Genomic DNA, 24477 nt, shown 5'->3' on the forward strand with positions numbered 1-24477 from the left:
CGGTTGCTCTCCGCCCCAGAATAGAACACACGTTCCCTTGATCGTGCGAACTGGTTTTCGAACATCGTGTGGAGGTCTCGTCAGGGGCCCTCGGGGCCGTCCGCGCCAGGGCCTCGGGACCGCCCGCTCCGGCCCCTTGGGGCACCCCGATTTGGGCCCTCCGGCCGGGGGGTGGTTGGCTTTCCGCACATCCCCGAGTTACCAAGTGCTGGAGGAAGTGCAATGGCGCAGGTCGAGGCCACGACTGAACGAGTCGTCGCGGCGGACGCGGAGACGGTGTTCGACACCCTGGCCGAGTACAACGGCGCGCGCGAGAAGCTGATGCCGCAGCACTTCAGCGAGTACGAGGTGCGCGAGGGCGGCGACGGCGAGGGCACCCTCGTCCACTGGAAGCTCCAGGCCACCAAGAAGCGCGTGCGTGACTGCCTCCTGGAGGTCACCGAGCCCTCCGACGGCGAGCTCGTCGAGAAGGACCGCAACTCCTCCATGGTCACCGTCTGGCGGGTCACCCCGGCCGGCGAGGGCAGCTCCCGCGTCGTCGTCACCACCACCTGGCAGGGTGCCGGCGGCATCGGCGGCTTCTTCGAGAAGACCTTCGCCCCCAAGGGCCTCGCCCGCATCTACGACGCCCTGCTCGCCAACCTCGCCGCCGAGGTGGAGAAGTAGCACCCGGCGGGAGGATGCCCGGTCCAACGGGCGATCGCGCGGGGCGTGTTGCCGTCCTCACCGGTTCGAGTGGATCTACCCGACGCTCCCCGGAATGCCGTAACTCGCCGCACTTGCCGACAGTTGCCGCTTAACGCGGGAATTGTCGGTGAGTGCGACGAGGGGAGCGGTACGCATGGGCGCGACCACACTGGTGAAGGACGAGCCGACCACCACACCCGCTCCACCGTCGCCGGCGGACGGACCTCCCCCGCTCGGTCCCCTCCGGGTCCGGCTGGTCTTCTCGGCACTGCTGCTCGTCCTGCTCCTCGCCGCCCTGGAGCAGATGGTCGTCGCCACCGCGCTCCCCGAGATCGTCGGTGAGCTGCACGGCGCGGACCGCCTGTCCTGGCCGATCACGGCCTATCTCCTCACCGCCACCGTCACCCTTCCCGTCTACGGCAGACTCGGCGAACTCCACGGCCGCAAGGGCGTCCTGCAGTTCGCGCTCACGGTCTTCGTGGCCGGCTCCGCGCTCGCCGGGTTCGCCCGCGGCATGGACCAGCTCATCGCGTTCCGCGCGCTCCAGGGCGTCGGCGCGGGCGGCCTCATGATCGGTGTGCAGGCGATCATGGCCGACATCCTGCCGCCCCGGAACAGGGGCCCCCGGCTGGGCCTGGTCGGCGCCGTGTTCGGGCTCGCCTCCGTCGCGGGGCCGCTCCTGGGCGGTGTGCTCACGGACCACCTCACCTGGCGGTGGTGCTTCCTGCTCAACGTGCCCGCCGGGCTCCTCGCGCTGGCCGTCGTCACCTTCGCGCTGAGACTGCCGAGGCCCACGGCCGAGGGGCGTCTCGACGTCCTCGGGGCCCTGCTGCTCGCCACCGCCTCGACCTGCGTGGTCCTGCTGGCGAGCTGGGGCGGCACCACCCACGCCTGGACCTCGCGGCCCGTCCTCGGCCTCACCGCCGGCGCGGTCGCCGCGACCGCCCTCCTCCTCGTCGTCGAGCACTTCGCGCCCCAACCCCTGATCCCACCGCGGCTGTTCAGCGACCCCGCCTTCGTCGTCACCGGCCTCGTCGGGCTCGCCATCGGCGTCGCCCTCTTCTGCACCGCCAGTTACCTGCCCACCCAGTTGCGGATGGCCGGGGGGACCTCCGCCACCGAGTCCGGGCTGCTCATGCTGCCGATGATGGCCGGCATCGTCGGCGCCTCCGTGATCTCCGGCCGGCTCATCGGCGGCACCGGGCACTACCGGACGTACCCGGTCCTCGGCTGCGCCCTGACCGCGCTCGGCGTCTGGCTGCTGTCCCGGCTGGAGACGGACACGCCCCGGCTGCACTTCGGCATCTGGACCGCCGTCCTCGGCGCGGGGATCGGCATGGTGATGCCGGTCCTGATCCTGGCCGTGCAGAACTCCGTGCGCCCCGCCGACGTCGGACCCGCCACCGCGGCCGGCAACTACCTGCGGCAGATGGGCGGCAGCGTGGGCACGGCCGCCTTCGGCGCGCTCCTCACGGCCCGGCTGACCGACCGCCTCCCCGAACGCGCGGACGCCGTCCTGCCCGACCCGGGCTCCCTCACCCCGGACCTCGTCCACACCCTGCCGGACCCGCTGCGCGACGCCTACGTCCAGGCCTACGCGCAGGCCATGCCGAGGATCTTCCTGTACCTCGTGCCGGTGCTCGTCCTCGGGCTCCTCGTCGCCTGCTTCCTCAAGGAGAAGACGCCGGAGCCCCTGGACGAGGCCCCCGCCGGGCCCGCACCCGAGCCCGCCTCCGCCACCGCGCCCGCCGTCCCGATCCCGCAGGCGCGCTCGCCGTACGCCCCCGGTGTCCCCGTCCGCGGCACGGTCCAGCACTCAGACGGCACCGTCGTGCCCCGGGCCGCGCTCACCCTCATCGACGCCGGCGGCCGGCAGACCGGGCGCGGCGGCAGCGGCGAGGACGGGCGGTACGCGCTCTCCACGCCCGGCCCCGGGGCGTACGTGCTGATCGCCGCGGCCGGCGGCCACCAGCCGCAGGCCGTGAGCGTCACCGTCGGGGACCGGCCCGTCGAGGTCGACATCGTGCTCGGCGGCGCGGGACGCCTGGCGGGCGTGGTCCGGACGGCGGACGGCCGGACCGTGAGCGACGCGACCGTCACGCTCACCGACGTGCACGGCGAGGTCGTCGTGACGACCCGCAGCGGGGAGGCGGGCGAGTACCTCGTCACCGAACTGGTCGCCGGGGAGTACACCCTCGCCGCCGGCGCCCACTCCTACCGGCCGGCCGCGCTGCCCGTCACCGTCCGGGCCGCCCGCGAGACACGCCAGGACATCGAGCTGGCCGGGGGCGCCGTCCTGCGGGGCACCGTGCGCGCCGGGGGCGGCCGACCCGTGGAGGACGCGCGCGTGACGCTCCTCGACGCCGCCGGGAACGTCGTCGACACAATCACCACCGGCATCGACGGGACCTTCCGGTTCGTCGACCTCTCCTCCGGCGAGTACACGGTCATCGCCACCGGGTATCCGCCCGTCGCGACGGTGCTCCAGGTCGCCTCCGGCTCCCGGACGGAGCAGGACGTCCATCTGGGGCACGCGGACTGACGGGACCGGGCCATCGGGGGGCGCGCGAGTGATCGTGCGCCGCCCGTGTGGCCTGCACGTGCGCCGGAGCCTCCTACGGAGCAATTCGCGTATTGCCACACATGGCGACGCTACGCAGCCGTACGGTAGTGAGGGCGGCGCAGATCTTGCGAGCCGTGGGGAGAAAGGGCCTTGGCCATGGACCGTGGCACCGACACGGGCGCGACGACCGGCCTCGGAGCCGGTGACGAGACGCCGGAGCACGCCGCGGCCGGCCGGATTCCCCTGGCCGTGGTCGTGGTCGACCGCGCCGGTCTCGTGTCGCACTGGAGCTCCGGCGCACGCCGGCTCTTCGGCGCGACCAAGGACGAGGCGGTGGGCCAGAGCGCCCTCGATCTGCTGCCCGTCTCCGGTGCCCTCCCGGACGCGGACGAGCCCGCGCCCCACACCGCCCACGGCGCGTACGAGGCCCTCGGGCACGACGCATTCGGGCACGACGCGTTCGGGCACGACCTGGAGACCTCGCTCGACGGACAGCTGTCCTACCCGGCGGCCGGCCGCGCCCGGCTCACCGTGCCCGGCCGGGACCGGATCGACGTGCTGTGGTGGGCGTACCCCCTGGTCGGCCCCGGCCGGGAACGGCTCCTGGTGCTGGCCGCCGACGCCGAGACCCTGCGGCGGGCGGACCAGGCGGACGTCGCCGTCGAACGCATCGCCCCCGGATTCGCCCTGCACACCGACTTCCCCGGCGCCGACGAACTCGCCCGCAGACTCCCCGACATCCTGCCCAGCATGAGCGTCGGCGAGAGCGCCCGCATCGTCGCCCAGATCCTCGAACTGGGCTATCCGGTGCTGGAGTTCAGCCAGAACGACCGGGTGCCCGTCACCCCCGACTGGGGCGTGCCCCGGCGCGCGGAGCGACGGGCCCGCCGGGAACGGGCCGCGCGCGCCGTCGCGGAGGGGCTGCCGGTGCCGGAGGACGTCCGGGACGAGGGCGAGGACCTCGAACACGCCGCCGTGCGCGAGCGTCTGGAGTTCCTCAACGAGGTCAGCGGGCGCATCGGCACCTCCCTCGACCTCTCCCGGACCATCGTCGAGGTCAGCAGGGCGGTCGTGCCCCGCTTCACCGACGTCGCCGGCACCTATCTGCGCGAACAGGTCGTCGCCGGTGAGGGGTTCCCGGACGGGGTGCCCGACACGACGACCATGTGGCACCGGGTGGCCGTCGAGCACACGGACGAGCCGGGCCGCTGGGACGACGTCGTCCCCGTCGGCGAGGCCATGCCGTTCCCGGCGCACACCCCGTTCTTCCAGTGCATGACCACCGGCGAGCCCGTGCTCGTGCCGCGCATCAGCGAGCAGATGGGGCACGCGATCGCCGCGCAGTTCGAGAAGCGCGACATCCGCCCGCTGATCACGGGCCGCTCCATGCTGGTCGTGCCCCTGAAGGCCCGCAACGTCGTGCTCGGCTTCATGATCCTGCTGCGCCACCCCGAGCGCGAGGTCTTCGACGACATGGACCGCGTCACCGGCGCCGAACTCGCCGCCCGCGCGGGCCTCGTCCTCGACAACGCCCGCATGTACACCTACCAGGAGAACGTCGCCGAGACGCTCCAGGACAGCATGCTGCCGCAGATCGAGGCCCACATGGCGGGCTGCGACATCGCCACCCGCTATCTCCCGGGCACCCTGCTCGGGCGGGTCGGAGGCGACTGGTTCGACTCGGTGAAACTGCCGGGCGCCCGCACCGCCCTGGTCGTCGGCGACGTCATGGGGCACGGCCTCAACTCCGCCGCGATGATGGGCCAGTTGCGCACGGCCGTGCAGACCATGGCCGCCCTCGACCTGCCGCCCGCGCAGCTCCTGCGCAACCTCGACGACCTCGCCCAGCGCCTCGGCGAGCACTATCTCGCGACCTGCCTCTACGCCGTCTACGACCCCATCGCCGGTGAACTCCACCTCGCCAACGCCGGGCACATCCCGCCCGTGCTGGTCCGCGCGGTGGACGGCCGCAGCGAACTCCTCGACCTGCCCACCGGCGCGCCGATCGGCGTCGGCGGGGTGGCGTTCGAGGCGGTACGCGTGCGCGTGGACCCGGGTGACCGGCTCGTGATGTGCACCGACGGACTGGTCGAGATGCGCGGCGAGGACATCGGGGTGGGCCTCGCGACGCTCTGCGAGTCCGCCGCCCACCCGGCCGCCTCCATGGACGACGCCTGCGACACGATCATCCGCGCCCTCAACACCCGAGGCGGCCGCAAGGACGACGTGGCCCTGCTGATGGCCCGGCTCAACGGCATCGAGCCCGAGGACGTCGCCGAGTGGCGCCTCGCCCGTGACCCGGTCGAGGCGGCCCGCGCTCGCGCCGCCGTCCGCGAACAGCTCTGCGTCTGGGGCCTCGACAGCCTCACGGACACCGCCGCGCTCCTGGCCGGCGAGCTCGTCACCAACGCCGTACGGCACGCGCGCGGGCGCCGCGTCGAACTGCGGCTGGTCCGTGGCGACACGCTGCTGTGCGAGGTCTACGACGACGACCCGACCCTGCCGACCCTGCTCAGCGCGGCCCCGACGGACGAGTCCGGCCGGGGACTGCGCGTCCTCAGCACGCTGGCCCGCGAGTGGGGGACCAGCCGGACGGGCGCGGGCAAGACGGTGTGGTTCGAACTGACCTTGCCACGGCGGCGCCGAAGCGGCGACGGGCCGTCCGCGCCTACCTCGGCCAAGGGGGCGTGAGGGGCGCTCGGGGGCGCGTGGGACCTGAACGAGGGGTGAAGGTACGCGCATGGTGCTTGTCTGCGGCTGCCGGGCACGGTAGACCGATCTGGGCCGCCGGAGCGGCGGCCCAGTCGCTGGTCCGGGGGTGTGGCATGAGCGTGACGCGTCGGTACCGTGAGGCCTGGGAGGGGTTCTGGCGGGAGGCTCCCGACGAACCGGGCGCGGTCTTCTGGGACGCCGGGCCCGAGAGGACCGCGGCCGTCCATCTGGCGCTCTTCGAGCCGTACCTGACCGCCGCCGGCCTCCCGCTCGTCGACCTCGGCTGCGGCAACGGCACCCAGACCCGCTTCCTGGCCGACCGCTTCCCCCGTGTGATCGGCGCCGACCTCTCTGCCGCGGCCGTCGACCGGGCCCGCCGCGCCGACCCCGACGGCCGGGCCGACTACCGGGTGCTCGACGCGGCCGACAAGACGGACGCCGAAGCGCTCCACGCCGACCTCGGCGACGCCAACGTCTATGTGCGCGGCGTCCTCCACCAGTGCGAGCCCGACGACCGCCAACGCCTCGTCGACACCGTCGCCACCCTGCTGGGCGAGCGCGGCCGGGTCTGCCTCGTCGAACTCTCCGAGGCCGCGAAACCCGTCCTCATGGGCCTCGCGGCCGATCCGGCGGGCCCTCCCGCCAAGCTAGCCCCGATCTTCCGGCACGGCATCGCCCCCGGCGAGGTCACCGACGCCGCGATCCCGGAGTACCTGGGCGCCGCCGGCCTCACCGTGGTGACCAGCGGCGAACTCCCCCTGGTCACCACGGAACACACGGCCACGGGAACCCGGATCGAACTGCCGTCGAGGTGGTACGTGGCGGGGCGTTCCGGTCTTCCCACAGCGGCATTCCGGCCCGCGGGCCGCCCGTGAGGCGGCGGGCGTGTTCCCGCTCACCACGCGAGCGACTGCGTTCGCTGGCCGGACCGAACACGGCCCCCATCGCCGGCCGGGTCCGCCAGGCCGCCGGCGCGGCGAGGCACAGTCGTGGGTAGCCCGAGGTCCCGGGTCGGCTCACCCTGACGAAGCGCCTCCACGCCACGGAACGGCGTCGGGGCTGGAGGCGCGGCACTTCCGCCGGAGGGCTCAGCGCCAGTCGGGCCCGCCCGAGGCGGGCGGCAGTTGGGACTCGATCTTCGCCCGGATCTCCCGCATCACGGCGACGATGCGGGCTTCGTGTTCCGGGGTGAGTCGGGCCACCGGGACCGAGCAGCTGATGGCGTCGGTGGCAGGGGAGGCGTAGCGCAGGGCGAAGCCGAAGCCGGCGATGCCGGTCACCGTCTCCTCGTGATCGATGGAGTAGCCACGTTCGCGGATCCGGGCCAGGTCGGCGTGGAGGGAGGCGCGGGTGGTGTGCGTGTTCTCGGTGAGGGCAGTCAACGGGCCGTCCGGGAGCGGCAGTTCGTCGTCGGGGCGCTCGGCGAGCAGGGCCTTGCCGAGTCCGCCGGCGTGGGCGGGGACGCGGCGGCCGACGCGGCTTATGGTGCGCAGGTACTCATGGGACTCGCGGGTGGCGAGGTAGACGACGTCCGGGCCGTCGAGGCGGGCCATGTGCATGGTCTCGCCGAGGGCGTCCGACGCCTCGTCGAGGTAGGAGCGGACGACCCGGATGTGGTGGTCGCCGTCCAGGTAGCTGGTGCCGGTGAGCAGGGCGCGGATGCCGATGCCGTAGAGGGATCCGGTGGCGTCGGTGCGGACCCAGCCGCAGTCGACGAGTGTCTGCAGCAGTTGGTACATGCTGCTGCGCGGCACGTCCAGGTCCTCCGCGAGCTGATCCAGGCGTGAGGGCTGCCCCCCTCGTCCCGCGAGCAGTTCCAGCAGCGCGACGGTTCTGGCCGCCGACTTCACCCCGCGGACACCTGTCTTCTCCGGCATGCACTCATCGTAGGTGCGCGCCGATTCGTGACCGCACACCCATTGACCGACCTTGTTCACACATCTAATCTCCATCTGCATACGCAGACGACATCTGTATACAGGGATGGATTTGATGGCAAGGAACAGCACTGACCCAGTCGGCGTGATTCAGCGGCTCCGGGACGGCATGGCGGACGGTGTGCTCTCCTTCCCTCTCACGAGCTTCCGGGAGGACGGCGGTCTCGACCTCGACGCCTACCGGGCGTACCTGGCCGACCGGCTGGCCACCGCCCCCGGCGCCGTCTTCCCCGCCTGCGGCACCGGCGAGTTCTTCTCGCTCGACGAGGACGAGTACCACGCGGTCGTGGAGGCCACCGTCGAGATCGCCGACGGGCGCCTCCCGGTGGTCGCCGGCATCGGCTACGGCTGGGCCCAGGCCGCCCGGTTCGCCCGCATCGCGGAGGAGGCCGGCGCCGACGCCCTCCTGGTCCTGCCGCACTACCTCGTCGCCGCCCCGCAGGACGGGCTCGTGGCACAACTGGAGCACATCGCGGCCCGGACCCGGCTGCCCCTCATCGCCTACCAGCGCGGCCAGGTCACCTTCACCGCCGAGTCGTTGAAGCGGATCGCCGACATCCCGAACGTCGTCGGCCTGAAGGACGGCCACAGCGACCTCGACCGCCTGCAGCGTCTCACTCTCGCCGCCCCCGACGGCTTCCTCTTCTTCAACGGCGCCTCCACCGCCGAGATCCAGGCCCGCGCCTACGCCACCGTCGGCGTCCCCGCCTACTCCTCCGCCGTCCACGCCTTCGCACCCGAGATCGCGAACGCCTTCTTCACCGCGCTCAAGGACGGCGACGACACCGTCGTGAACACGCTCCTGCGCGAGTTCTACGTCCCCCTCGTGGAACTGCGCGACCGGGTGCCCGGCTACGCCGTCTCCCTGGTCAAGGCCGCCGCCCGGCTCCGTGGCCTCCCGGTCGGTCCGGTGCGCGCCCCGCTCACCGACCCGTCCGCCGCCGACCTCGCCGACCTGGAGAAGGTGCTGGACCACGGACTGAGCCTGGTCGGCGCCGTACGACGACCGGTCTGACACCCCTCTCGTTCCCCCTGCTCGTCGGTCACCGTTCGTCCCCCCCCCACACACACCCTCCCCGTCGCTCGACAGTTCAAAGGAGAACTGCCATGCCACTTCTCGTGGTCGGGATCAGCGTTCTGGTCCTGTTGCTGCTCATGACCAGGCTGAGGCTCAACGGCTTCGCGGCCCTGCTGCTCGTGGCGGTCGGTGTCGCGCTGGTCCAGGGAATTCCGGTGGCGACCATCCCGGACGTCCTCTCGGAGGGCATCGGGGGCCAGATCGGCGACACCATGCTCACCATCGGGCTCGGCGCGATGGTCGGCCGGGTCATGGGCGACTCCGGCGCCGCCCAACGCATCGCCGGGAAGCTGCTTGACGCCTTCGGGCCGCGCTGGGTGCAGGTGGCGATGGTGGTCACCGCGATGCTGATCGGCGTGACCATGTTCTACGAGGTCGCGTTCATCATCATCGTCCCGATCGCGTTCACCCTGGTCAGGGTGACCGGGGCGCCGCTGCTGTGGGTCGGTCTGCCGATGTCCATCACGCTGTCGACGATGCACAGCTTCCTGCCGCCGCACCCCGGGCCCACCGCCGTGGCCGCGACGTTCGACGCCTCCGTCGGACTGACCCTGCTGTACGGCCTGTTCATCGCGGTCCCGGCGGGCGTGTCCATCGCCCTGCTCTGGCCGCGCCTGCCGTTCATCAAGGCGATGACGCCCTCCATACCCCAAGGGCTGGTCACCGAGCGCGAGTTCACGGACGAGGAGATGCCCGGCCTGGGCTGGTCGCTGTTCGTGGCGCTGTTCCCGGTGGCGCTCATCGTGGCCGCCGCCGTGACCGACATGGCCACCTCCGGCGAGAACGGGATCCTGCACTTCGTCGCCTTCATCGGCTCGGCGCCCATCGCACTGCTGCTCACCCTGTGCCTGGCCGTCTGGGCCTTCGGACCGCGGATCGGCCGCAGCCTGGAGGAGGTCGGCGCCTCCTGTTCCTCGGCGGCCAAGGCGATGGCGATGATCCTGCTGGTGATCGGCGCCGGCGGGGCGTTCAAGAACGTCCTCGTCGAGGGCGGGATCTCCGACTACATCAAGGACGCCACCGACGGTTGGTCCATCTCGCCGATCATCCTGGCCTGGCTCGTCGCCGTCATCCTCCGTGTCGCGCTCGGCTCGGCGACCGTCGCCGTCGTCACCGCGTCGGGCGTGGTGCTGCCGCTGCTCGCGGGCAGTGGGGTCCACCCGGAGGTGATGGTGCTCGCCGTCGCCTGTGGATCCATCGCCTTCTCCCACGTCAACGACCCGGGATTCTGGTTGTTCAAGGAGTACTTCAACCTCTCCGTCGTCGAAGCGATCAAGGTCCGTACGAGCTACACCACGGTCCTCGCGATCCTCGGTCTGGGCGGTGTCCTGATCGCCGAACAGATCCTCGACGCGCTCAGTCTCTAGAAGCACCACCCCACCGCAGAAAGGCACCAGATGAGCATCGGACAGCCGACCGTCACGGGGTTCACCGTGTACCCCGTCGCCGGCCGGGACAGCATGGAGCTGAATCTCTCCGGCGCCCACGGCCCCTACTTCACCCGCAACATCGTCGTCCTCACCGACTCCGAGGGACGAACGGGACTGGGGGAGGTGCCCGGCGGGGAGCAGATCACGCGGACACTGCGGGACTCCGAATCGCTGGTCGTCGGGGCCAGGGTGGGCGACTACAAGCGGGTGCTGCGCGAGATCGGCGACCGGTTCGCCGACCGCGACTCGGGCGGGCGTGGTGCGCAGACCTTCGACCTGCGTACCACCGTCCACGCGGTCACCGCCGTCGAGTCGGCGCTGCTCGACCTTCTCGGGCAGCACCTCGACGTGCCGGTGGCGGCGCTGCTCGGTGACGGCCAACAGCGTGACTCGGTCAGGGTGTTGGGCTACCTCTTCTACGTCGGCGACCCGGACCGCACCGATCTGGAGTACGTCCGCGAACCCGACTCCCCGGTGGAGTGGTACCGGATCCGCCGCGAGGAGGCCCTCACGCCGGAGGCGATCGTCCGGCAGGCGGAGGCGGCCTACGACCTGTACGGCTTCAAGGACTTCAAGCTCAAGGGAGGGGTCCTGGAGGGTGCGGAGGAGGTCAAGGCCGTCCGCGCTCTCAAGAGCCGCTTCCCCGAAGCTCGCATCACCCTCGACCCGAACGGTGCCTGGTCCCTGGCCGAGGCGATCGAGCTGTGCCGTCCGCTGGGCGACACGCTCGCGTACGCCGAGGACCCGTGCGGGGCCGAGGGCGGTTACTCCGGGCGGGAGATCCTGGCCGAGTTCCGCCGCGCCACCGGGCTGCCCACCGCGACCAACATGATCGCCACGGACTGGCGCCAGCTGACCCACGCCCTGGCCCTGCAGTCGGTCTCCATCCCGTTGGCCGACCCCCACTTCTGGACCATGCAGGGCTCGGTGCGGGTGGCGCAGTTGTGCAACGCGATGGGGCTGACCTGGGGTTGTCACTCCAACAACCACTTCGACATCTCCCTGGCGATGGTCGTCCACTGCGGTGCCGCGGCCCCGGGCGAGTACAACGCCCTGGACACGCACTGGATCTGGCAGGAGGGCACGGAACGGCTCACCACCACCCCACCGCGCATCGTCGGCGGCGAGATCGCCGTCCCGGACGCGCCGGGCCTGGGCGTCCAGCTCGACATGGACCGGCTGTTCGCGGCGCACGAGCTGTACCAGCGCAAGGCGCTGGGGGCCCGCGACGACGCCGTCACCATGCAATACCTCAGCCCCGGCTGGAAGTTCGACAACAAGCGCCCCTGCCTGGTGCGTTAGCACGCCCGTGGGCGCAGGGCGGTGGCGTCGACGGGTGAGACGACGCCACCGGCGCGGTCGCGGGGCTTGACGGACGAGGCGTGCCGTGCGTCGGATCTGCTCGGGGCCCGAGAGAAGTGGGCTCGACCCTCCTTCTCCGGCTCGTATGAAGTTCCCGCGCCGCCGCGTAACGTGAAGCAGCATGAAGATCCTCATCAGCGCCGACATGGAGGGCGCCACCGGTGTCACCTGGCCCGCCGACGTCCTGCCGGGGACACCGCAGTGGGAGCGGTGCCGCTCGATGTTCACCTCGGACGTGAACGCCGCCGTGCTCGGGTTCCTCGACGGCGGGGCCGACGAGGTGCTGATCAACGAGGCGCACTGGACCATGCGCAACCTGCTGCTGGAGGAGCTGGACGAGCGCGCGCAGATGCTGACCGGGCGGCACAAGGCACTGTCCATGGTGGAAGGCGTCCAGCACGGGGACGTGGACGGCATCGCGTTCGTCGGCTACCACGCGGGCGCCGGGATGGAGGGCGTCCTCGCCCACACCTACCTGGCGAACTCGATCACCGGCGTGTGGGTGAACGACGAGCGGGCCAGCGAGGGGCTGCTCAACTCGCATGTCGTGGCCGAGTACGGGGTACCGGTGGTGCTGGTGACCGGCGACGACGTGGCGTGCGAGGACGCCCTGGGCTATGCGCCCGAGGCGCTCAAAGTCGCGGTCAAGGACCATGTCTCGCGGTACGCGGCGGTGTGCCGCACCCCGGCCAGAACGGCCGCCGACATCCGCGCGGCGGCGAAGGAGGCCGCGGCTCTCGCCGTACGGCACACACCGGTCAGGGGAGGCCCCTTCACCGTGGCGCTGGAGTTCGACGCCGAGCACCTGGCGATGGCCGCGACCGTGGTGCCCGGAGTGGTCCGTACCGGTGAACGCAAGGTCGCGTACACCAGCCCGACCATGTACGAGGGAATCCGCACCTTCAAGGCGGTCACCACGATCGTCTCGGCCGCGGTGGAGGAGACATATGGCTGAGCAGACGGCACCCGTGGACCAGCGGGCGCTCGACGAGGTCGTCCGGTTCACCTCCGACCTCATCCGGATCGACACCACCAACCGCGGCGGCGGGGACTGCCGGGAGCGGCCGGCCGCCGAGTACGCCGCCGCGCTGCTGGCCGAGGCCGGTGCGGAGCCCACGCTGCTGGAGCGCACCGCAGGCCGCACCAACGTGGTGGCGCGGATCGAGGGCACCGACCCGTCGGCGGACGCCCTGCTCGTCCACGGTCATCTCGACGTCGTGCCCGCCCAGGCCGCGGACTGGAGCGTGCACCCCTTCTCCGGGGAGATCCGCGACGGCGTGGTCTGGGGCCGGGGCGCGGTCGACATGAAGAACATGGACGCGATGATCCTCGCCGTCGTGCGCCAGTGGGCGCGCACCGGCGTACGCCCCCGCCGGGACCTCGTGATCGCGTTCACCGCCGACGAGGAGGCGAGCGCCGAGGACGGCTCCGGCTTCCTCGCCGACCGGCACGCCGGTCTCTTCGAGGGCTGCACCGAGGGCATCAGCGAGTCGGGGGCCTTCACCTTCCACGACGGCGATGGCCGCCAGATCTATCCGATCGCGGCGGGTGAGCGCGGCACCGGCTGGCTGAAGCTCACCGCGCGCGGCCGGGCCGGCCACGGCTCCAAGGTGAACCGGGCCAACGCGGTGACCCGCCTCGCGGCGGCCGTCGCCCGGATCGGCGCGCACGAGTGGCCCCTGCGGCTCACGCCGACCGTCCGCGCGGCCCTCACCGAACTCGCCGCGCTGTACGGCGTCGAGGCCGACCTCGACGACCACGGCGGCGTCGACCGGCTGCTCGACAAACTCGGCCCGGCCGCGGCCCTCGTCGAGGCGACCGTCCGCAACAGCGCCAACCCGACCATGCTGGACGCCGGCTACAAGATCAACGTCATCCCGGGGGAGGCCGCCGCCCGCGTGGACGGACGGTATCTGCCGGGCGGCGAGGACGAGTTCCGGGAGACTCTCGACCGGCTCACCGGACCCGACGTGGACTGGGAGTACGAGCACCGGGAGGTGGCGCTCCAGGCGCCGGTGGACTCGGTCACGTACGCGCGGATGCGGGCCGCCGTCGAGGAGTTCGCGCCCGAGGGGCACGTGGTGCCGTACTGCATGCCGGGCGGCACGGACGCCAAGCAGTTCTCGCGCCTCGGCATCACCGGCTACGGCTTCTCGCCGCTGAAGCTCCCCGAGGGCTTCGACTACGCGGCGCTCTTCCACGGCGTCGACGAGCGCGTCCCCGTGGAGGCGCTCCACTTCGGCGTCCGTGTGCTCGACCGCTTCCTGCGGACAGCCTGACCGATGGGACTCGGGGGACGAAGGGACATGGGGGACAAGGTGCAGACCCTGGCGTACGGTTCGTGGCCCTCGCCGATCGACGCGGCGCTCGCCGCCGCGCACGACGGGCATCCCGAGTTCGTCGGCTTCGTCGGCGACGAGGCCTGGTGGACGGAGCCCCGGCCCGCCGAGGGCGGCAGACGCACCCTGGTGCGGCGCACGGCCGACGGCACGGAGGAGTCGGTCCTGCCGGCCCCGTGGAACGTGCGCAGCCGGGTCATGGAGTACGGCGGGCAGCCCTGGACCGGGGTCCCCCGGGACGGCGGCCCCTTCGTGGTCTTCGTGAACCACGCCGACCAGCGCCTCTACGGCTTCGAGCCCGGTGGTGAGCCCCGCCCGCTCACCCCGGTGTCGCCGGTCGGCGGCGGACTGCGCTGGGTGGACCCGCGGCCGCACCCGGAGCGGGACGAGGTGTGGTGCGTCCTGGAGGAGTTCACCGGCGAGGGGCCCACCGACGTGCGGCGGGTCGTCGCCGCGGTGCCGCTGGACGGCTCGGCGGCCGAGGACCGCGGCGCCGTGCGGGAGCTGACCGACGACAGCAGGCGGTTCGTCACCTGCCCCCGTCTCTCGCCGGACGGCCGCCGTGCCGCCTGGCTCGCCTGGGACCACCCCGGGATGCCGTGGGACGGCACGTCGCTGCTGGTCGCCGAGGTGACCGAGGACGGCAGGCTCGGCGTGCCCCGGTGCGTCGCGGGCGGCCCGGAGGAGTCGGTCGCCCAGGTCGACTGGGCCGCCGACGGCACCCTCGTGTACTCCAGCGACACCACCGGCTACTGGAACCTCTACCGCCTCGACCCCGACCACGTCGGCCCCGGCCGCACCGAGCCCGGCCGCCTCGACCCCGACGGCGGCGGCCGCACGGCCCTCTGCGCCCGCGAGGAGGAGTTCGGAGGCCCGCTGTGGAAGGTCGGCTGGAGCTGGTTCGCGCTGCTGGACGACGGTCTCGTCGCCGTGATCCACGGGCGGGGCGCCACCGCGCTCGGCGTCCTCGACCTGGAGACCGGCCAGGTCGTGGACGCGGCCGGACCGTGGACCGAGTTCGCCCCGTCGCTCGCCGTGCGCGGCGGCCGGATCCTCGGCATCGGGGCCAGCCCCCGCAGCGCGTACGAGGTGGTCGAGCTGGACGCCGCCACCGGCGACGCCCGGGTGATCGGCGCCGCGCACGACGACCCGGTGGACCCCGCCTACTACCCCGAACCCCAGATCCGCAGCTTCCTCGGCCCCGCCGGGCGCGAGATCCACGCACATGTCTACCCGCCCCACAACCCCGGCTCCGTCGCCTTCAGCACCGAGCTGCCGCCCTACGTCGTCTGGGCGCACGGCGGGCCCACCAGCCGCGCGCCGCTGGTCCTGGACCTCGCGATCGCCTACTTCACCTCACGCGGCATCGGCGTCGCCGAGGTCAACTACGGCGGGTCCACCGGCTACGGCCGGGAGTACCGCAACCGGCTGCGCGAGCAGTGGGGCGTCGTCGACGTGGAGGACTGCGCGGCCGTGGCGCTCGCCCTCGCCGACGAGGGCACCGCCGACCGCACCAGGCTCGCCATCAGGGGCGGCAGCGCGGGCGGCTGGACGGCCGCCGTGTCCCTGACCGCGACCGACGTGTACGCCTGCGGAACGATCCTGTATCCCATCCTCGACCTCGCGCACTGGGGGTCGGGGGAAACGCACGACTTCGAGTCCCAGTACCTGGAGAGCCTGGTCGGGCCGTCGGCCGAGGAGCCGATGCGGTACGCGGAGCGGTCGCCCACCGAGCACGCCGACCGGATCACCGCGCCGTTCCTGCTGCTCCAGGGCCTCGACGACGTGATCTGTCCGCCCGCGCAGTGCGAGCGGTTCCTGGCCCGGCTCGACGGGCGGCGGGTGCCGCACGCCTACCTCGCCTTCGAGGGGGAGGGGCACGGCTTCAGGCGGGCGGAGACGATGGTGCGGGTCCTGGAGGCGGAGCTGTCGCTGTACGCCCAGGTGTTCGGGTTGAATCCTCCGGGTATCCCTACTCTGGAGCTCGCCAAGTGACACCCGTGACACCGGTAACGCCCGTGACCCCCCTGACCAGACCCGCTCGCCTCGTCCCCGGCGCGCGGGTGGCCGTCGTCGCGCCCAGCGGGCCGGTCGTCGAGGAGCGGCTCAGCGCCGGGCTGGACCTGCTGCGCGGCTGGGACCTCGATCCCGTCGTGGCGCCCCACACGCTGGACCGGCACCCCGGGTTCCCCTATCTCGCGGGCACGGACGCCGACCGTGCCGCCGACTTCCAGAACGCCTGGTGCGACCCGTCCGTGTCCGCCGTGCTGTGCGCCCGCGGCGGGTACGGCGTGCAGCGGATGGTCGACCTGCTCGACTGGGACGCGATACGGGCGGCCGGCCCCAAGACGCTCGTCGGGTTCAGTGACATCACCGCCCTGCACGAGGCGTTCGCCACCAGGGCCGGGCTGGTCACCCTGCACGGGCCCATGGCCGCGGGCGTCGACTTCCTCAAGAACAGCCGGGCCCAGGAGCATCTGCGGGCCACCCTGTTCTCCCCCGAGACCGTGCGCACGATCCGGGCCGCCGAGGGAAGCGCCGCCCTGGTGCCGGGCCGTGCCCGCGGGGTCCTCCTCGGTGGCTGCCTGTGTCTGCTCGCGGCCGAGCTGGGCAACCCGCACGCCCGGCCCTCCGCCCGGGGCGGCCTGCTCTGCCTGGAGGACGTCGGCGAGGAGACCTACCGCCTCGACCGCTACCTCACCCAGCTCCTGCGCGCGGGCTGGCTGGACGGGGTCGCCGGTGTCGTCCTCGGCTCCTGGGCGGAGTGCGAGCCGTACGAGAAGGTGCGGGCGGTGCTCGTCGACCGGCTCGGCGGGGTCGGGGTGCCGGTGGTGGAGGAGTTCGGATTCGGCCACGGGGAAGGGGCGCTGACGATCCCCTTCGGGGTGACGGCGGAGCTGGACGCGGAGGCGGGGACACTGACACTGGACGAACCGGCCCTGATCTGACGGCCCGCAGCCCGGGGCGTCTCCGACGGGGCGTCTCCGACGGGGCGTCTCCGACGGGGTGTCTCCCACCGGGCGCGTCCCGGTCGAGCGCGTCATCCTGGAGACATGAGCCCGAAGACATCGGAACGAGTCGGGACGCACAGGCGCAGGCGGTGGAGCGAGACGCTGACCCCCGGCAGGGTCCTCGTGGGTCTGCTCGCCGTCCTCGCGCTCGTCTTCGTGTTCCAGAACACCCGGAGCACCGAGATCCAGCTGCTGGTCTCCGAGGTCACCATGCCCCTGTGGCTGGCTCTCCTCGGGACAGGCCTGGTCGGAGCGGTGTGCGGGGCGTACTTCATGAGACGGCGCAGGTGACGCCCGCTCCGACGTACCGTGGCGGGGTGTCCGAGAACGTTCGTCACCTCATCGCAGGCCCCCGCGTCGCGATCCGCCGCTTCACACCCGGGGACGGCCCCGAGTTCGTCGCACGGGTGCGGGAGAGCAGGGAGCTGCACCGGCCGTGGCTGTTTCCCCCGGCCACACCCGCGGCGTACACCGCGTACGCGGGACGGCTCATCGAGGATCCGACCAAGGCCGGGTTCCTGGTGTGCGAGAGGGACGGCGGGGGGATCGCCGGATTCATCAACATCAACAACATCGTGGAGGGCGGCTTCCAGAGCGGCGCCCTCGGCTACGGGGCCTTCGCCCACGCCGCCGGGCGCGGCCTGATGGGGGAGGGGCTCGCACTGGTGGTCGAGTACGCGTTCACCTTCATGGGCCTGCACCGGCTGGAGATCAACGTGCAGCCCGGGAACTCCGCCTCCATCGCCCTCGCCCGGCGGTGCGGCTTCCGGCTGGAGGGCTTCTCGCCGGACTTCCTGTTCATCGACGGGGCCTGGCGGGACCACCAGCGGTGGGCGCTGACCACGGAGATGGAGCGCCCGGTCCCGGGCGGGGGCGGTCTCCCGGAGCCGCCCGGGGGCCGTCTCCCGGAATGATCCGTTCCCGTCCCGGCGGACGGCCCCGTCGCTCAGGATGGGACCCATGCGGAACATCGTCGTCGTGGACGCCCCCTCCAATCTCGGCCTGCGGCCGCCCGCCCCGGGGACCGTGCCCGGTTGCCACAAGCTCGCCGGGGCCCTGCGGGAACAGGGCATCGTGCGGCGGCTCGGCGCGCTGGAGGGCGGGGTGGTGGTGCCGCCGCGCTATGACCGGGGCGACTGGCAGGAGGGCGACGGTGTCTTCAACGCCGGCGCGATCGCCTCGTACACCCGCAGGCTCGCCGACCGGATCGAGCGGCACGTCCGGGCCGGTGAGCTGCCCGTCGTGCTCGGCGGGGACTGTTCGATCCAGCTCGGCGCCTCGCTCGCGCTGCGGCGGATCGGGCGGTACGGGCTGGTCGCTGTCGACGCCTCCGCCGACTTCCGGCATCCGGGGAACTCCGACCGGGTCGGGGCGGCCGGCGGTGAGGAGCTGGCGCTCGCCACCGGGCGCGGACAGCCGGACCTGACCGACCTGGAGGGCCTCGGACCCTATCTGCGCGACGAGGACGTACGGCTCTTCGGCATCCGGGACGCGTTCGAGGACGAGCGCGCCGAGCTGGCCGCCCTGAAGATCCCCGTCGTGACCGTCGGCGAGCTGCGCACCTGGGGCGCGGACGATCTCGCCCGGGTCACCGCGCTGAGCTTCGAGACGCCCGAACTGGCCGGATTCTGGGTGCACCTGGACGCCGACGTCCTCGACCCGTCCGTCATGCCCGCCGTCGACAGCCCCGACCCCGACGGGCTGCTGCCCGACGAACTGACCGCGCTGCTGCGCCCGTTGGTCCGCTCACCGCACTGCGTGGGCCTCAACGTCACCATCTACGACCCAGATCTGGACCCCGACGGCACGGCGGGCGCGCTGCTCACGGACCTCGTCGTGGCCGCGTTCGCCCCCTGACGCTCACGCCACCGTCCGGCGGTCCGCGTACTCGTAGACCGAGCCGTCGGGGTGGACGGCGATCAGGTTGCGGCCGACGGGCGTGGGGATGGGGCCGGCCAGCACCTGGGCGCCGGAGGCGGTGAGGACCCGGTTCGCCTCGTCGACGTCCTCGACCGCGATGGTCGCGGCCACCTTCCGCAGGACCTCCAGCTCCGACTCGGGTCCACTCATCAGCAGGAAGCAGCCGACGGCGGCCACCTGGACGCCACCGCGTTCGAAGCGCATCGCCGGCCCGCCCGAGAGTCTCTCGTAGAACGGGACCGCGGCTTCCAGGTCGTCGACGCAGATGCGGAGCGTGGTGCCGAGAATCTCCATGGGGCAGAGCCTAGTTGGGGATCCGCCCCCGGCGCATGCCGCGTTACGCGGGCGGGGGCACGGGTACCCGGAGGCGATGGACCGCTTGGATCATCTCGAACATCTGGACAAGCACCTGGTCGACGAGCTGGCGCTGGTGGCCCGCGAGACCGTCCGCGACGAGCTGCGGCAGCAGACCCGCAAGCAGCGCCGCAAGGCGGCGCTGTACGCCGCGTCCGGGGCGCTCGCCCTGTACGCGGGTGCCGCGCTGGCGCTGGCCCTCGGGCTGGCGCTGTCGCTCGGCCTGCCGGACTGGGCCGCGGCGCTCATCACGGCCGTGGTGCTCGGTGTGGCGGCGTACGTGCTGAGGAGCGCGGCGCGGCCCTCGGCGTCCCGGCCGGCGTCCGAGCACGAGGGCGACCTCGCCGCGGGCCGTGACCGGGTCGCCGGCGGTACGGCGCCCGGGATGCCCCCGGGCGGGACGGGGCCGGCCGGCTATCCGCCGGTGCCGCCCGTCGCTCCCGGCGGTGCGACCGGCGCGCCGCCCCCGGTCGGCGTCGACCCGGAGGATCCCCGCCACCGGTAGCGGTGAGTGGGGGAAAGAGCAGCGAAGCCGAGCAGAAAAGGGCGGCAGAAGGAGCGGGGCCCGGACGGCGAGGACGTCCGGGCCCCGCTCCTTGCGCACGTGCACTCGGCCCAGACGATGGGGAGAGGGAAACACCATCTGGGCCGAGAATCTGTGGGGCGGTGCGGGTCAGCGAGGACCCCGCTGGAGCTGCGGCAGCACCTTCGTGCGGTAGAAGTCGAAGAACCCGCGCTGGTCGGGGCCGATCTGGCTGACGTAGACGCGGTCGAAGCCCGCGTCGGCGAAGGCGGTCAGCTCGGCGACGTGTTCGTCGACGTCGTCGCCGCAGACCGTGTTCTCGCCGACCATCTGCTCGGTGACCAGCGGCTCCAACTGCTCGAAGTGGCGGGGCGTGGGCAGGATCTGCCCCATCTCGCCCGGCAGCAACTGGCTCGACCAGAGGTGACGGACGAGCCGCACGGCGGCGTCCCGGTCGGGGCCCCAGCACACCTTCGTACCGCCGCTGACGGGGTTCGCGCCCCCGCCGCCCTTGCGGTACTGGGTCACCAGCTCCTCGTCGGGGCTCATGGTGATGAAACCGTCGCCGACGCGGGCGGCGAGGGCGGTGGCCTTGGGCCCGAAACCGGAGATGTCGATGGGGACGGGCGCCTCGGGGAGCGTGTAGAGGCGGGCGTTCTCCACCGTGAAGTGCGTGCCGCGGTGGGTGACCTCCTCGCCGGTGAACAGGCGCCGCATCACCTGCACCGATTCCTCCAGCATCTCCAGACGGACGTCCGCCGGGGGCCAACGGGTGCCGAGGACATGCTCGTTGAGCGCCTCGCCCGAGCCGATGCCGAGCCGGAAACGACCGCCGGTCATCACCGAACTCGTCGCCGCGGCCTGCGCGACGACCGCCGGGTGGATCCGGACGGTCGGACAGGTCACCGCCGTCTCGATCGGCAGCGACACGGCCTCGGAGAGCGCGCCGATCACCGACCACACGAACGGGCTCTGGCCCTGGGCGTCGTTCCACGGGTGGAAGTGGTCCGAGATCCACAGACAGTCGAATCCGGCCTGCTCGGCCATCCTCGCCTGCTCGATCAGCTCGGCGGGACCGAACTCCTCGGTCGCCAGGAAGTATCCGTACTCGGGCATGGGGACTACCTCCGCGACAGGTGCGATCGGGGCGGGGCCTGGACGTGGTCCGAGTACCCGGGGATCACGGCGGAAACCCGCGCACGATCGGGTGGCCCGCCGGTTTGGGCCCGTTGACCAGGGGGACGCGGAAGGTTCGTACGCACGCGACCACGCCGGAGGCGAACCGTGAGTCGACCCCGCATCGTGATCGTCGGTGCCGGTTTCGCCGGCTATCGGACAGCCCGCACCCTCGCGCGGCTGACCCGGAACAAGGCCGACATCACCCTGCTCAACCCGACCGACTACTTTCTGTATCTCCCCCTGCTGCCCCAGGTCGCCGCCGGCATCCTGGAACCACGCAGGGTCACCGTCTCCCTCACCGGCACCCTGCCGCACGTGCGGCTGGTGCTGGGCGAGGCCGACGACATCGACCTCGACGCGCGCACCGTGCGCTACTCGGACCCCGAGGGCGGCGTCGGCACCCTCACCTACGACCGGCTGGTGCTCGCCGCCGGCAGCGTCAACAAGCTGCTGCCCATCCCGGGTGTCGCCGAGCACGCCCACGGCTTCCGGGGGCTGCCCGAGGCGCTGTACCTCAGGGACCACGTCACCCGGCAGGTGGAGCTGGCCGCGGGCAGTGAGGACCCCAAGAGCTGCGACGCGCGGTGCACCTTCGTGGTGGTCGGCGCCGGGTACACCGGGACCGAGGTCGCCGCCCACGGCCAGATGTTCACCGACGCGCTGGTACGCAAGCAGCCGTTGCGGGAGGGCATGCGGCCGCGCTGGATCCTGCTCGACATCGCGGACCGGGTGCTGCCCGAGATGGACGACAAGCTGTCGCGGACCGCCGACAAGGTGCTGCGGCAGCGAGGCGTCGACGTACGGATGGGGACCTCCGTGAAGGAGGCCACACCGAACGGAGTGCTGCTGAGCGACGGGGAGTTCGTCGACACCCGCACCCTCGTGTGGTGCGTGGGCGTAAAGCCCGACCCGCTCGCCGAGTCCCTCGGGCTGCCGATGGAACGCGGCCGGCTGCTCGTCGAGCCCACGTTGCAGGTGCCGGGCCGGCCCGAGGTGTTCGCCTGCGGTGACGCGGCCGCCGTGCCCGATCTCACCAAGCCCGGTCAGTACACGCCGATGACCGCCCAGCACGCGTGGCGGCAGGGCAAGGTGGCCGCGTACAACGTCGCCGCCTCCCTCGGCCGGGGCGAGCCCGAGCCGTACCGCCACAGCGACCTCGGCTTCGTCGTGGACCTCGGCGGGGTCAAGGCCGCCGCCAACCCGCTCGGTGTGCCGCTGTCCGGCCTCGCCGCCGGAGCCGTCACCCGCGGCTACCACCTCGCCGCCATGCCCGGCAACCGCGTCCGGGTCGCCGCCGACTGGCTCCTCGATGCCGTACTGCCCCGCCAGGCCGTCCAGTTGGGCCTCGTACGGTCCTGGTCGGTCCCCTTGGACACGGCCTCGCCGGAGCTGGCCAGGATGCCGGGCGCGCCGGAGAAGGCGACAGCGGGCGCCGGGAAGTCGTCGACCGCATCACCGGGCCGCAAGCTCGGCACGGTGTCCGAAGACCCGTCAAAGCCCGCCGAGGGTTCCGGAGGTAAGTCATGAACAGCCGTCAACTGACCGAGCTGGCACAGCAGTTGAGGGTCGACAGTGTGCGCGCCTCGGACGTCGCGGGCTCCGGGCATCCGACGTCGTCCATGTCGGCCGCCGAGCTGATGGCGGTGCTCCTCGCGGGGCACCTGCGGTACGACTTCGACCGCCCCCAGCACCCGGGCAACGACCGCTTCGTCCTGTCCAAGGGGCACGCCTCGCCGCTGCTGTACTCCGCGTACAAGGCGGCGGGCGCGATCAGCGAGACCGAGCTGATGACCTACCGGAAGCTGGGCAGCCGGCTGGAGGGGCACCCCACGCCGCGGCGGCTGCCGTGGGTGGAGACGGCCACCGGGTCGCTCGGCCAGGGACTGCCCGTCGGCGTCGGCATCGCCCTGGCCGGGAAGCGGCTGGACCGCACCGGCTACCGGGTGTGGGTGCTGTGCGGCGACAGCGAGCTGGCCGAGGGCTCGGTGTGGGAGGCCGCCGAGCACGCCGCGTACGAGCATCTGGACAATCTGACGGCGATCGTCGACGTCAACCGGCTCGGCCAGCGCGGGCCCACCCGGCACGGGCACGACCTGGACGCCTACGCCCGCCGCTTCGCGGCCTTCGGCTGGCACACCATCGAGATCGACGGGCACGACGTGGACGCCGTCGACCGCGCCTACGGCGAGGCCGAGTCCACCAAGGGCCAGCCCACCGTGATCCTCGCCCGCACCCTCAAGGGCAAGGGCGTCGAGGCCGTCCAGGACCGCGAGGGCCTGCACGGCAAGCCGCTCAAGGACGCCGAGGAGGCGATCGCGGAACTCGGCGGCGTACGCGACGTGCGGATCGAGGTCCGGCAGCCGCCCGCCGCCCGGATGCTGCACGCCGTACGCACCGGACACCTGGAACTGCCGCGCTACGAGACCGGTGACGAGGTCGCCACCCGGGACGCCTACGGGCAGGCCCTCGCCGCGCTCGGCTCCGCCCGCGGTGACATCGTCGCCCTCGACGGCGAGGTCGGCGACTCCACCCGCGCGGAGTTCTTCGCCAAGGAGCACCCCGACCGCTACTTCGAGTGCTACATCGCCGAACAACAGCTCGTCGCCGCCTCGGTCGGCCTCGCGGCGCGCGGCTGGGTGCCGTACGCCGCCACGTTCGCGGCGTTCCTCAGCCGCGCCCACGACTTCGTCCGCATGGCGGCGGTCAGCGGGTCCGGCATCAATCTCGTCGGCTCCCACGCGGGTGTCGCCATCGGCCAGGACGGGCCCTCGCAGATGGGCCTGGAGGACCTGGCGATGATGCGCTCGGTGCACGGCTCCACCGTGCTGTACCCGTGCGACGCCAACCAGACCGCCAAGCTCGTCGGCACCATGGCCGGCCTCGAGGGCATCCGCTATCTGCGGACGTCCCGGGGCGCGTCGCCCGTCCTCTACAGCCCGACCGAGGAGTTCCCGATCGGCGGCAGCAAGGTGCTGCGCGCCTCGGACACCGACCGGCTGACGGTCGTCGCCGCGGGGGTCACCGTCCACGAGGCGCTCAAGGCCGCCGAGGCGCTGGACCGGGAGGGCATCCAGGTCCGGGTGATCGACCTCTACTCGGTCAAGCCCGTCGACCGCCGCACCCTGCGGGAGGCCGCCGAACGCACCGGCTGCATCCTCACCGTCGAGGACCACCACGAGGAGGGCGGTCTCGGCGACGCGGTCCTCGACGCCTTCCTCGACGGCCGCCCGGTGCCCCGCCTGGTGCGCCTGGCGGTCCGGACGATGCCGGGCTCGGCCTCCCCCGAGGAGCAGCTGCGCGAGGCGGGCATCGACGCGGAGGCGATCGCGGTGGCCGGACGGCTGCTGGTGGAGCACGCGATCACGCCCTGAAGGCCCTGGAC

At 72.5% G+C, this 24477-nt stretch carries 20 protein-coding genes; 17 read left to right on the forward strand and 3 right to left on the reverse strand.

What is annotated here, in order from left to right; genetic code table 11:
• Nucleotides 1-222: 222 nt before the first annotated feature.
• From ACZ52C_RS14315 to ACZ52C_RS14330, 4 genes are all read left to right on the forward strand, one after another.
• A complete protein-coding gene (locus tag ACZ52C_RS14315; RefSeq protein WP_045556573.1) occupies nt 223-666 on the forward strand; it encodes an SRPBCC family protein in 444 nt (147 codons plus the stop codon).
• 175 nt (nt 667-841) lie between these two features.
• Nucleotides 842-3229, forward strand: coding sequence for an MFS transporter (locus ACZ52C_RS14320; RefSeq protein WP_469075004.1), 2388 nt, complete (start codon nt 842-844; stop codon nt 3227-3229).
• 177 nt (nt 3230-3406) lie between these two features.
• On the forward strand, nt 3407-5941 hold the full coding sequence (locus ACZ52C_RS14325; protein ID WP_469075005.1) for a SpoIIE family protein phosphatase: 2535 nt from the start codon (nt 3407-3409) through the stop codon (nt 5939-5941).
• A 134-nt stretch (nt 5942-6075) separates the two neighbouring features.
• The gene (locus ACZ52C_RS14330) at nt 6076-6837 is read left to right on the forward strand and encodes a class I SAM-dependent methyltransferase (protein ID WP_469075006.1); all 762 of its coding nucleotides are present in this window, start codon (nt 6076-6078) and stop codon (nt 6835-6837) included.
• A 213-nt stretch (nt 6838-7050) separates the two neighbouring features.
• Here the strand turns inward: ACZ52C_RS14330 and ACZ52C_RS14335 are convergent, their stop codons facing one another.
• Nucleotides 7051-7839 carry an IclR family transcriptional regulator gene (locus ACZ52C_RS14335; RefSeq protein WP_329895967.1) on the reverse strand — a complete coding sequence of 263 codons (789 nt, stop codon included), beginning with the start codon at nt 7837-7839 and terminating at the stop codon, nt 7051-7053.
• Nucleotides 7840-7954: 115 nt separating this feature from the next.
• On the opposite strand from ACZ52C_RS14335, the gene ACZ52C_RS14340 reads away from it, so the two are divergent.
• From ACZ52C_RS14340 to ACZ52C_RS14385, 10 genes are all read left to right on the forward strand, one after another.
• Complete coding sequence (locus ACZ52C_RS14340; protein ID WP_469075007.1) at nt 7955-8914, forward strand: 5-dehydro-4-deoxyglucarate dehydratase; 960 nt, start codon at nt 7955-7957, stop codon at nt 8912-8914.
• A gap of 92 nt (nt 8915-9006) precedes the next feature.
• Entirely contained in the window at nt 9007-10344 is a 1338-nt protein-coding gene (locus ACZ52C_RS14345) for a gluconate:H+ symporter (protein ID WP_469075008.1), read from the forward strand.
• A gap of 36 nt (nt 10345-10380) precedes the next feature.
• Nucleotides 10381-11709 (forward strand): enolase C-terminal domain-like protein, encoded by a 1329-nt coding sequence (locus ACZ52C_RS14350; protein ID WP_469075341.1) that lies wholly within the window; start codon nt 10381-10383, stop codon nt 11707-11709.
• A gap of 181 nt (nt 11710-11890) precedes the next feature.
• Nucleotides 11891-12724, forward strand: a complete 834-nt coding sequence (locus ACZ52C_RS14355; RefSeq protein WP_469075009.1) for a M55 family metallopeptidase — start codon at nt 11891-11893, stop codon at nt 12722-12724.
• Nucleotides 12717-14048, forward strand: coding sequence for a M20/M25/M40 family metallo-hydrolase (locus tag ACZ52C_RS14360; protein ID WP_469075010.1), 1332 nt, complete (start codon nt 12717-12719; stop codon nt 14046-14048). The genes ACZ52C_RS14355 and ACZ52C_RS14360 overlap by 8 nt, the downstream gene beginning before the upstream one ends.
• Before the next feature lie 27 nt (nt 14049-14075).
• On the forward strand, nt 14076-16103 hold the full coding sequence (locus ACZ52C_RS14365) for a dipeptidyl-peptidase 5 (protein ID WP_469075011.1): 2028 nt from the start codon (nt 14076-14078) through the stop codon (nt 16101-16103).
• A gap of 23 nt (nt 16104-16126) precedes the next feature.
• Nucleotides 16127-17056 carry a S66 peptidase family protein gene (locus ACZ52C_RS14370; RefSeq protein WP_469075012.1) on the forward strand — a complete coding sequence of 310 codons (930 nt, stop codon included), beginning with the start codon at nt 16127-16129 and terminating at the stop codon, nt 17054-17056.
• Between the two features lie 105 nt (nt 17057-17161).
• Complete coding sequence (locus ACZ52C_RS14375; RefSeq protein ID WP_469075013.1) at nt 17162-17410, forward strand: LapA family protein; 249 nt, start codon at nt 17162-17164, stop codon at nt 17408-17410.
• A gap of 26 nt (nt 17411-17436) precedes the next feature.
• Nucleotides 17437-18033, forward strand: coding sequence for a GNAT family N-acetyltransferase (locus ACZ52C_RS14380; protein ID WP_469075014.1), 597 nt, complete (start codon nt 17437-17439; stop codon nt 18031-18033).
• A gap of 46 nt (nt 18034-18079) precedes the next feature.
• The gene (locus ACZ52C_RS14385) at nt 18080-18976 is read left to right on the forward strand and encodes an arginase family protein (protein ID WP_193379864.1); all 897 of its coding nucleotides are present in this window, start codon (nt 18080-18082) and stop codon (nt 18974-18976) included.
• Nucleotides 18977-18979: 3 nt separating this feature from the next.
• Here ACZ52C_RS14385 and ACZ52C_RS14390 read toward each other — a convergent pair whose 3' ends face one another.
• The gene (locus ACZ52C_RS14390; protein ID WP_469075015.1) at nt 18980-19333 is read right to left on the reverse strand and encodes a VOC family protein; all 354 of its coding nucleotides are present in this window, start codon (nt 19331-19333) and stop codon (nt 18980-18982) included.
• A gap of 76 nt (nt 19334-19409) precedes the next feature.
• Between ACZ52C_RS14390 and ACZ52C_RS14395 the strand changes: the two genes are divergently transcribed.
• Nucleotides 19410-19898 carry a phage holin family protein gene (locus tag ACZ52C_RS14395; RefSeq protein ID WP_469075016.1) on the forward strand — a complete coding sequence of 163 codons (489 nt, stop codon included), beginning with the start codon at nt 19410-19412 and terminating at the stop codon, nt 19896-19898.
• A gap of 168 nt (nt 19899-20066) precedes the next feature.
• Here ACZ52C_RS14395 and ACZ52C_RS14400 read toward each other — a convergent pair whose 3' ends face one another.
• Nucleotides 20067-21032 (reverse strand): LLM class F420-dependent oxidoreductase, encoded by a 966-nt coding sequence (locus ACZ52C_RS14400; RefSeq protein ID WP_469075017.1) that lies wholly within the window; start codon nt 21030-21032, stop codon nt 20067-20069.
• Nucleotides 21033-21200: 168 nt separating this feature from the next.
• Between ACZ52C_RS14400 and ACZ52C_RS14405 the strand changes: the two genes are divergently transcribed.
• Together ACZ52C_RS14405 and ACZ52C_RS14410 are read left to right on the forward strand one after the other, a co-directional pair.
• Nucleotides 21201-22622 (forward strand): NAD(P)/FAD-dependent oxidoreductase, encoded by a 1422-nt coding sequence (locus tag ACZ52C_RS14405; RefSeq protein ID WP_469075018.1) that lies wholly within the window; start codon nt 21201-21203, stop codon nt 22620-22622.
• A complete protein-coding gene (locus tag ACZ52C_RS14410; protein ID WP_469075019.1) occupies nt 22619-24466 on the forward strand; it encodes a transketolase in 1848 nt (615 codons plus the stop codon). Before ACZ52C_RS14405 ends, ACZ52C_RS14410 begins: the two co-directional genes overlap by 4 nt.
• Nucleotides 24467-24477 lie beyond the last annotated feature (11 nt).

The sequence above is a fragment of the Streptomyces sp. NPDC034049 genome (assembly GCF_055575575.1).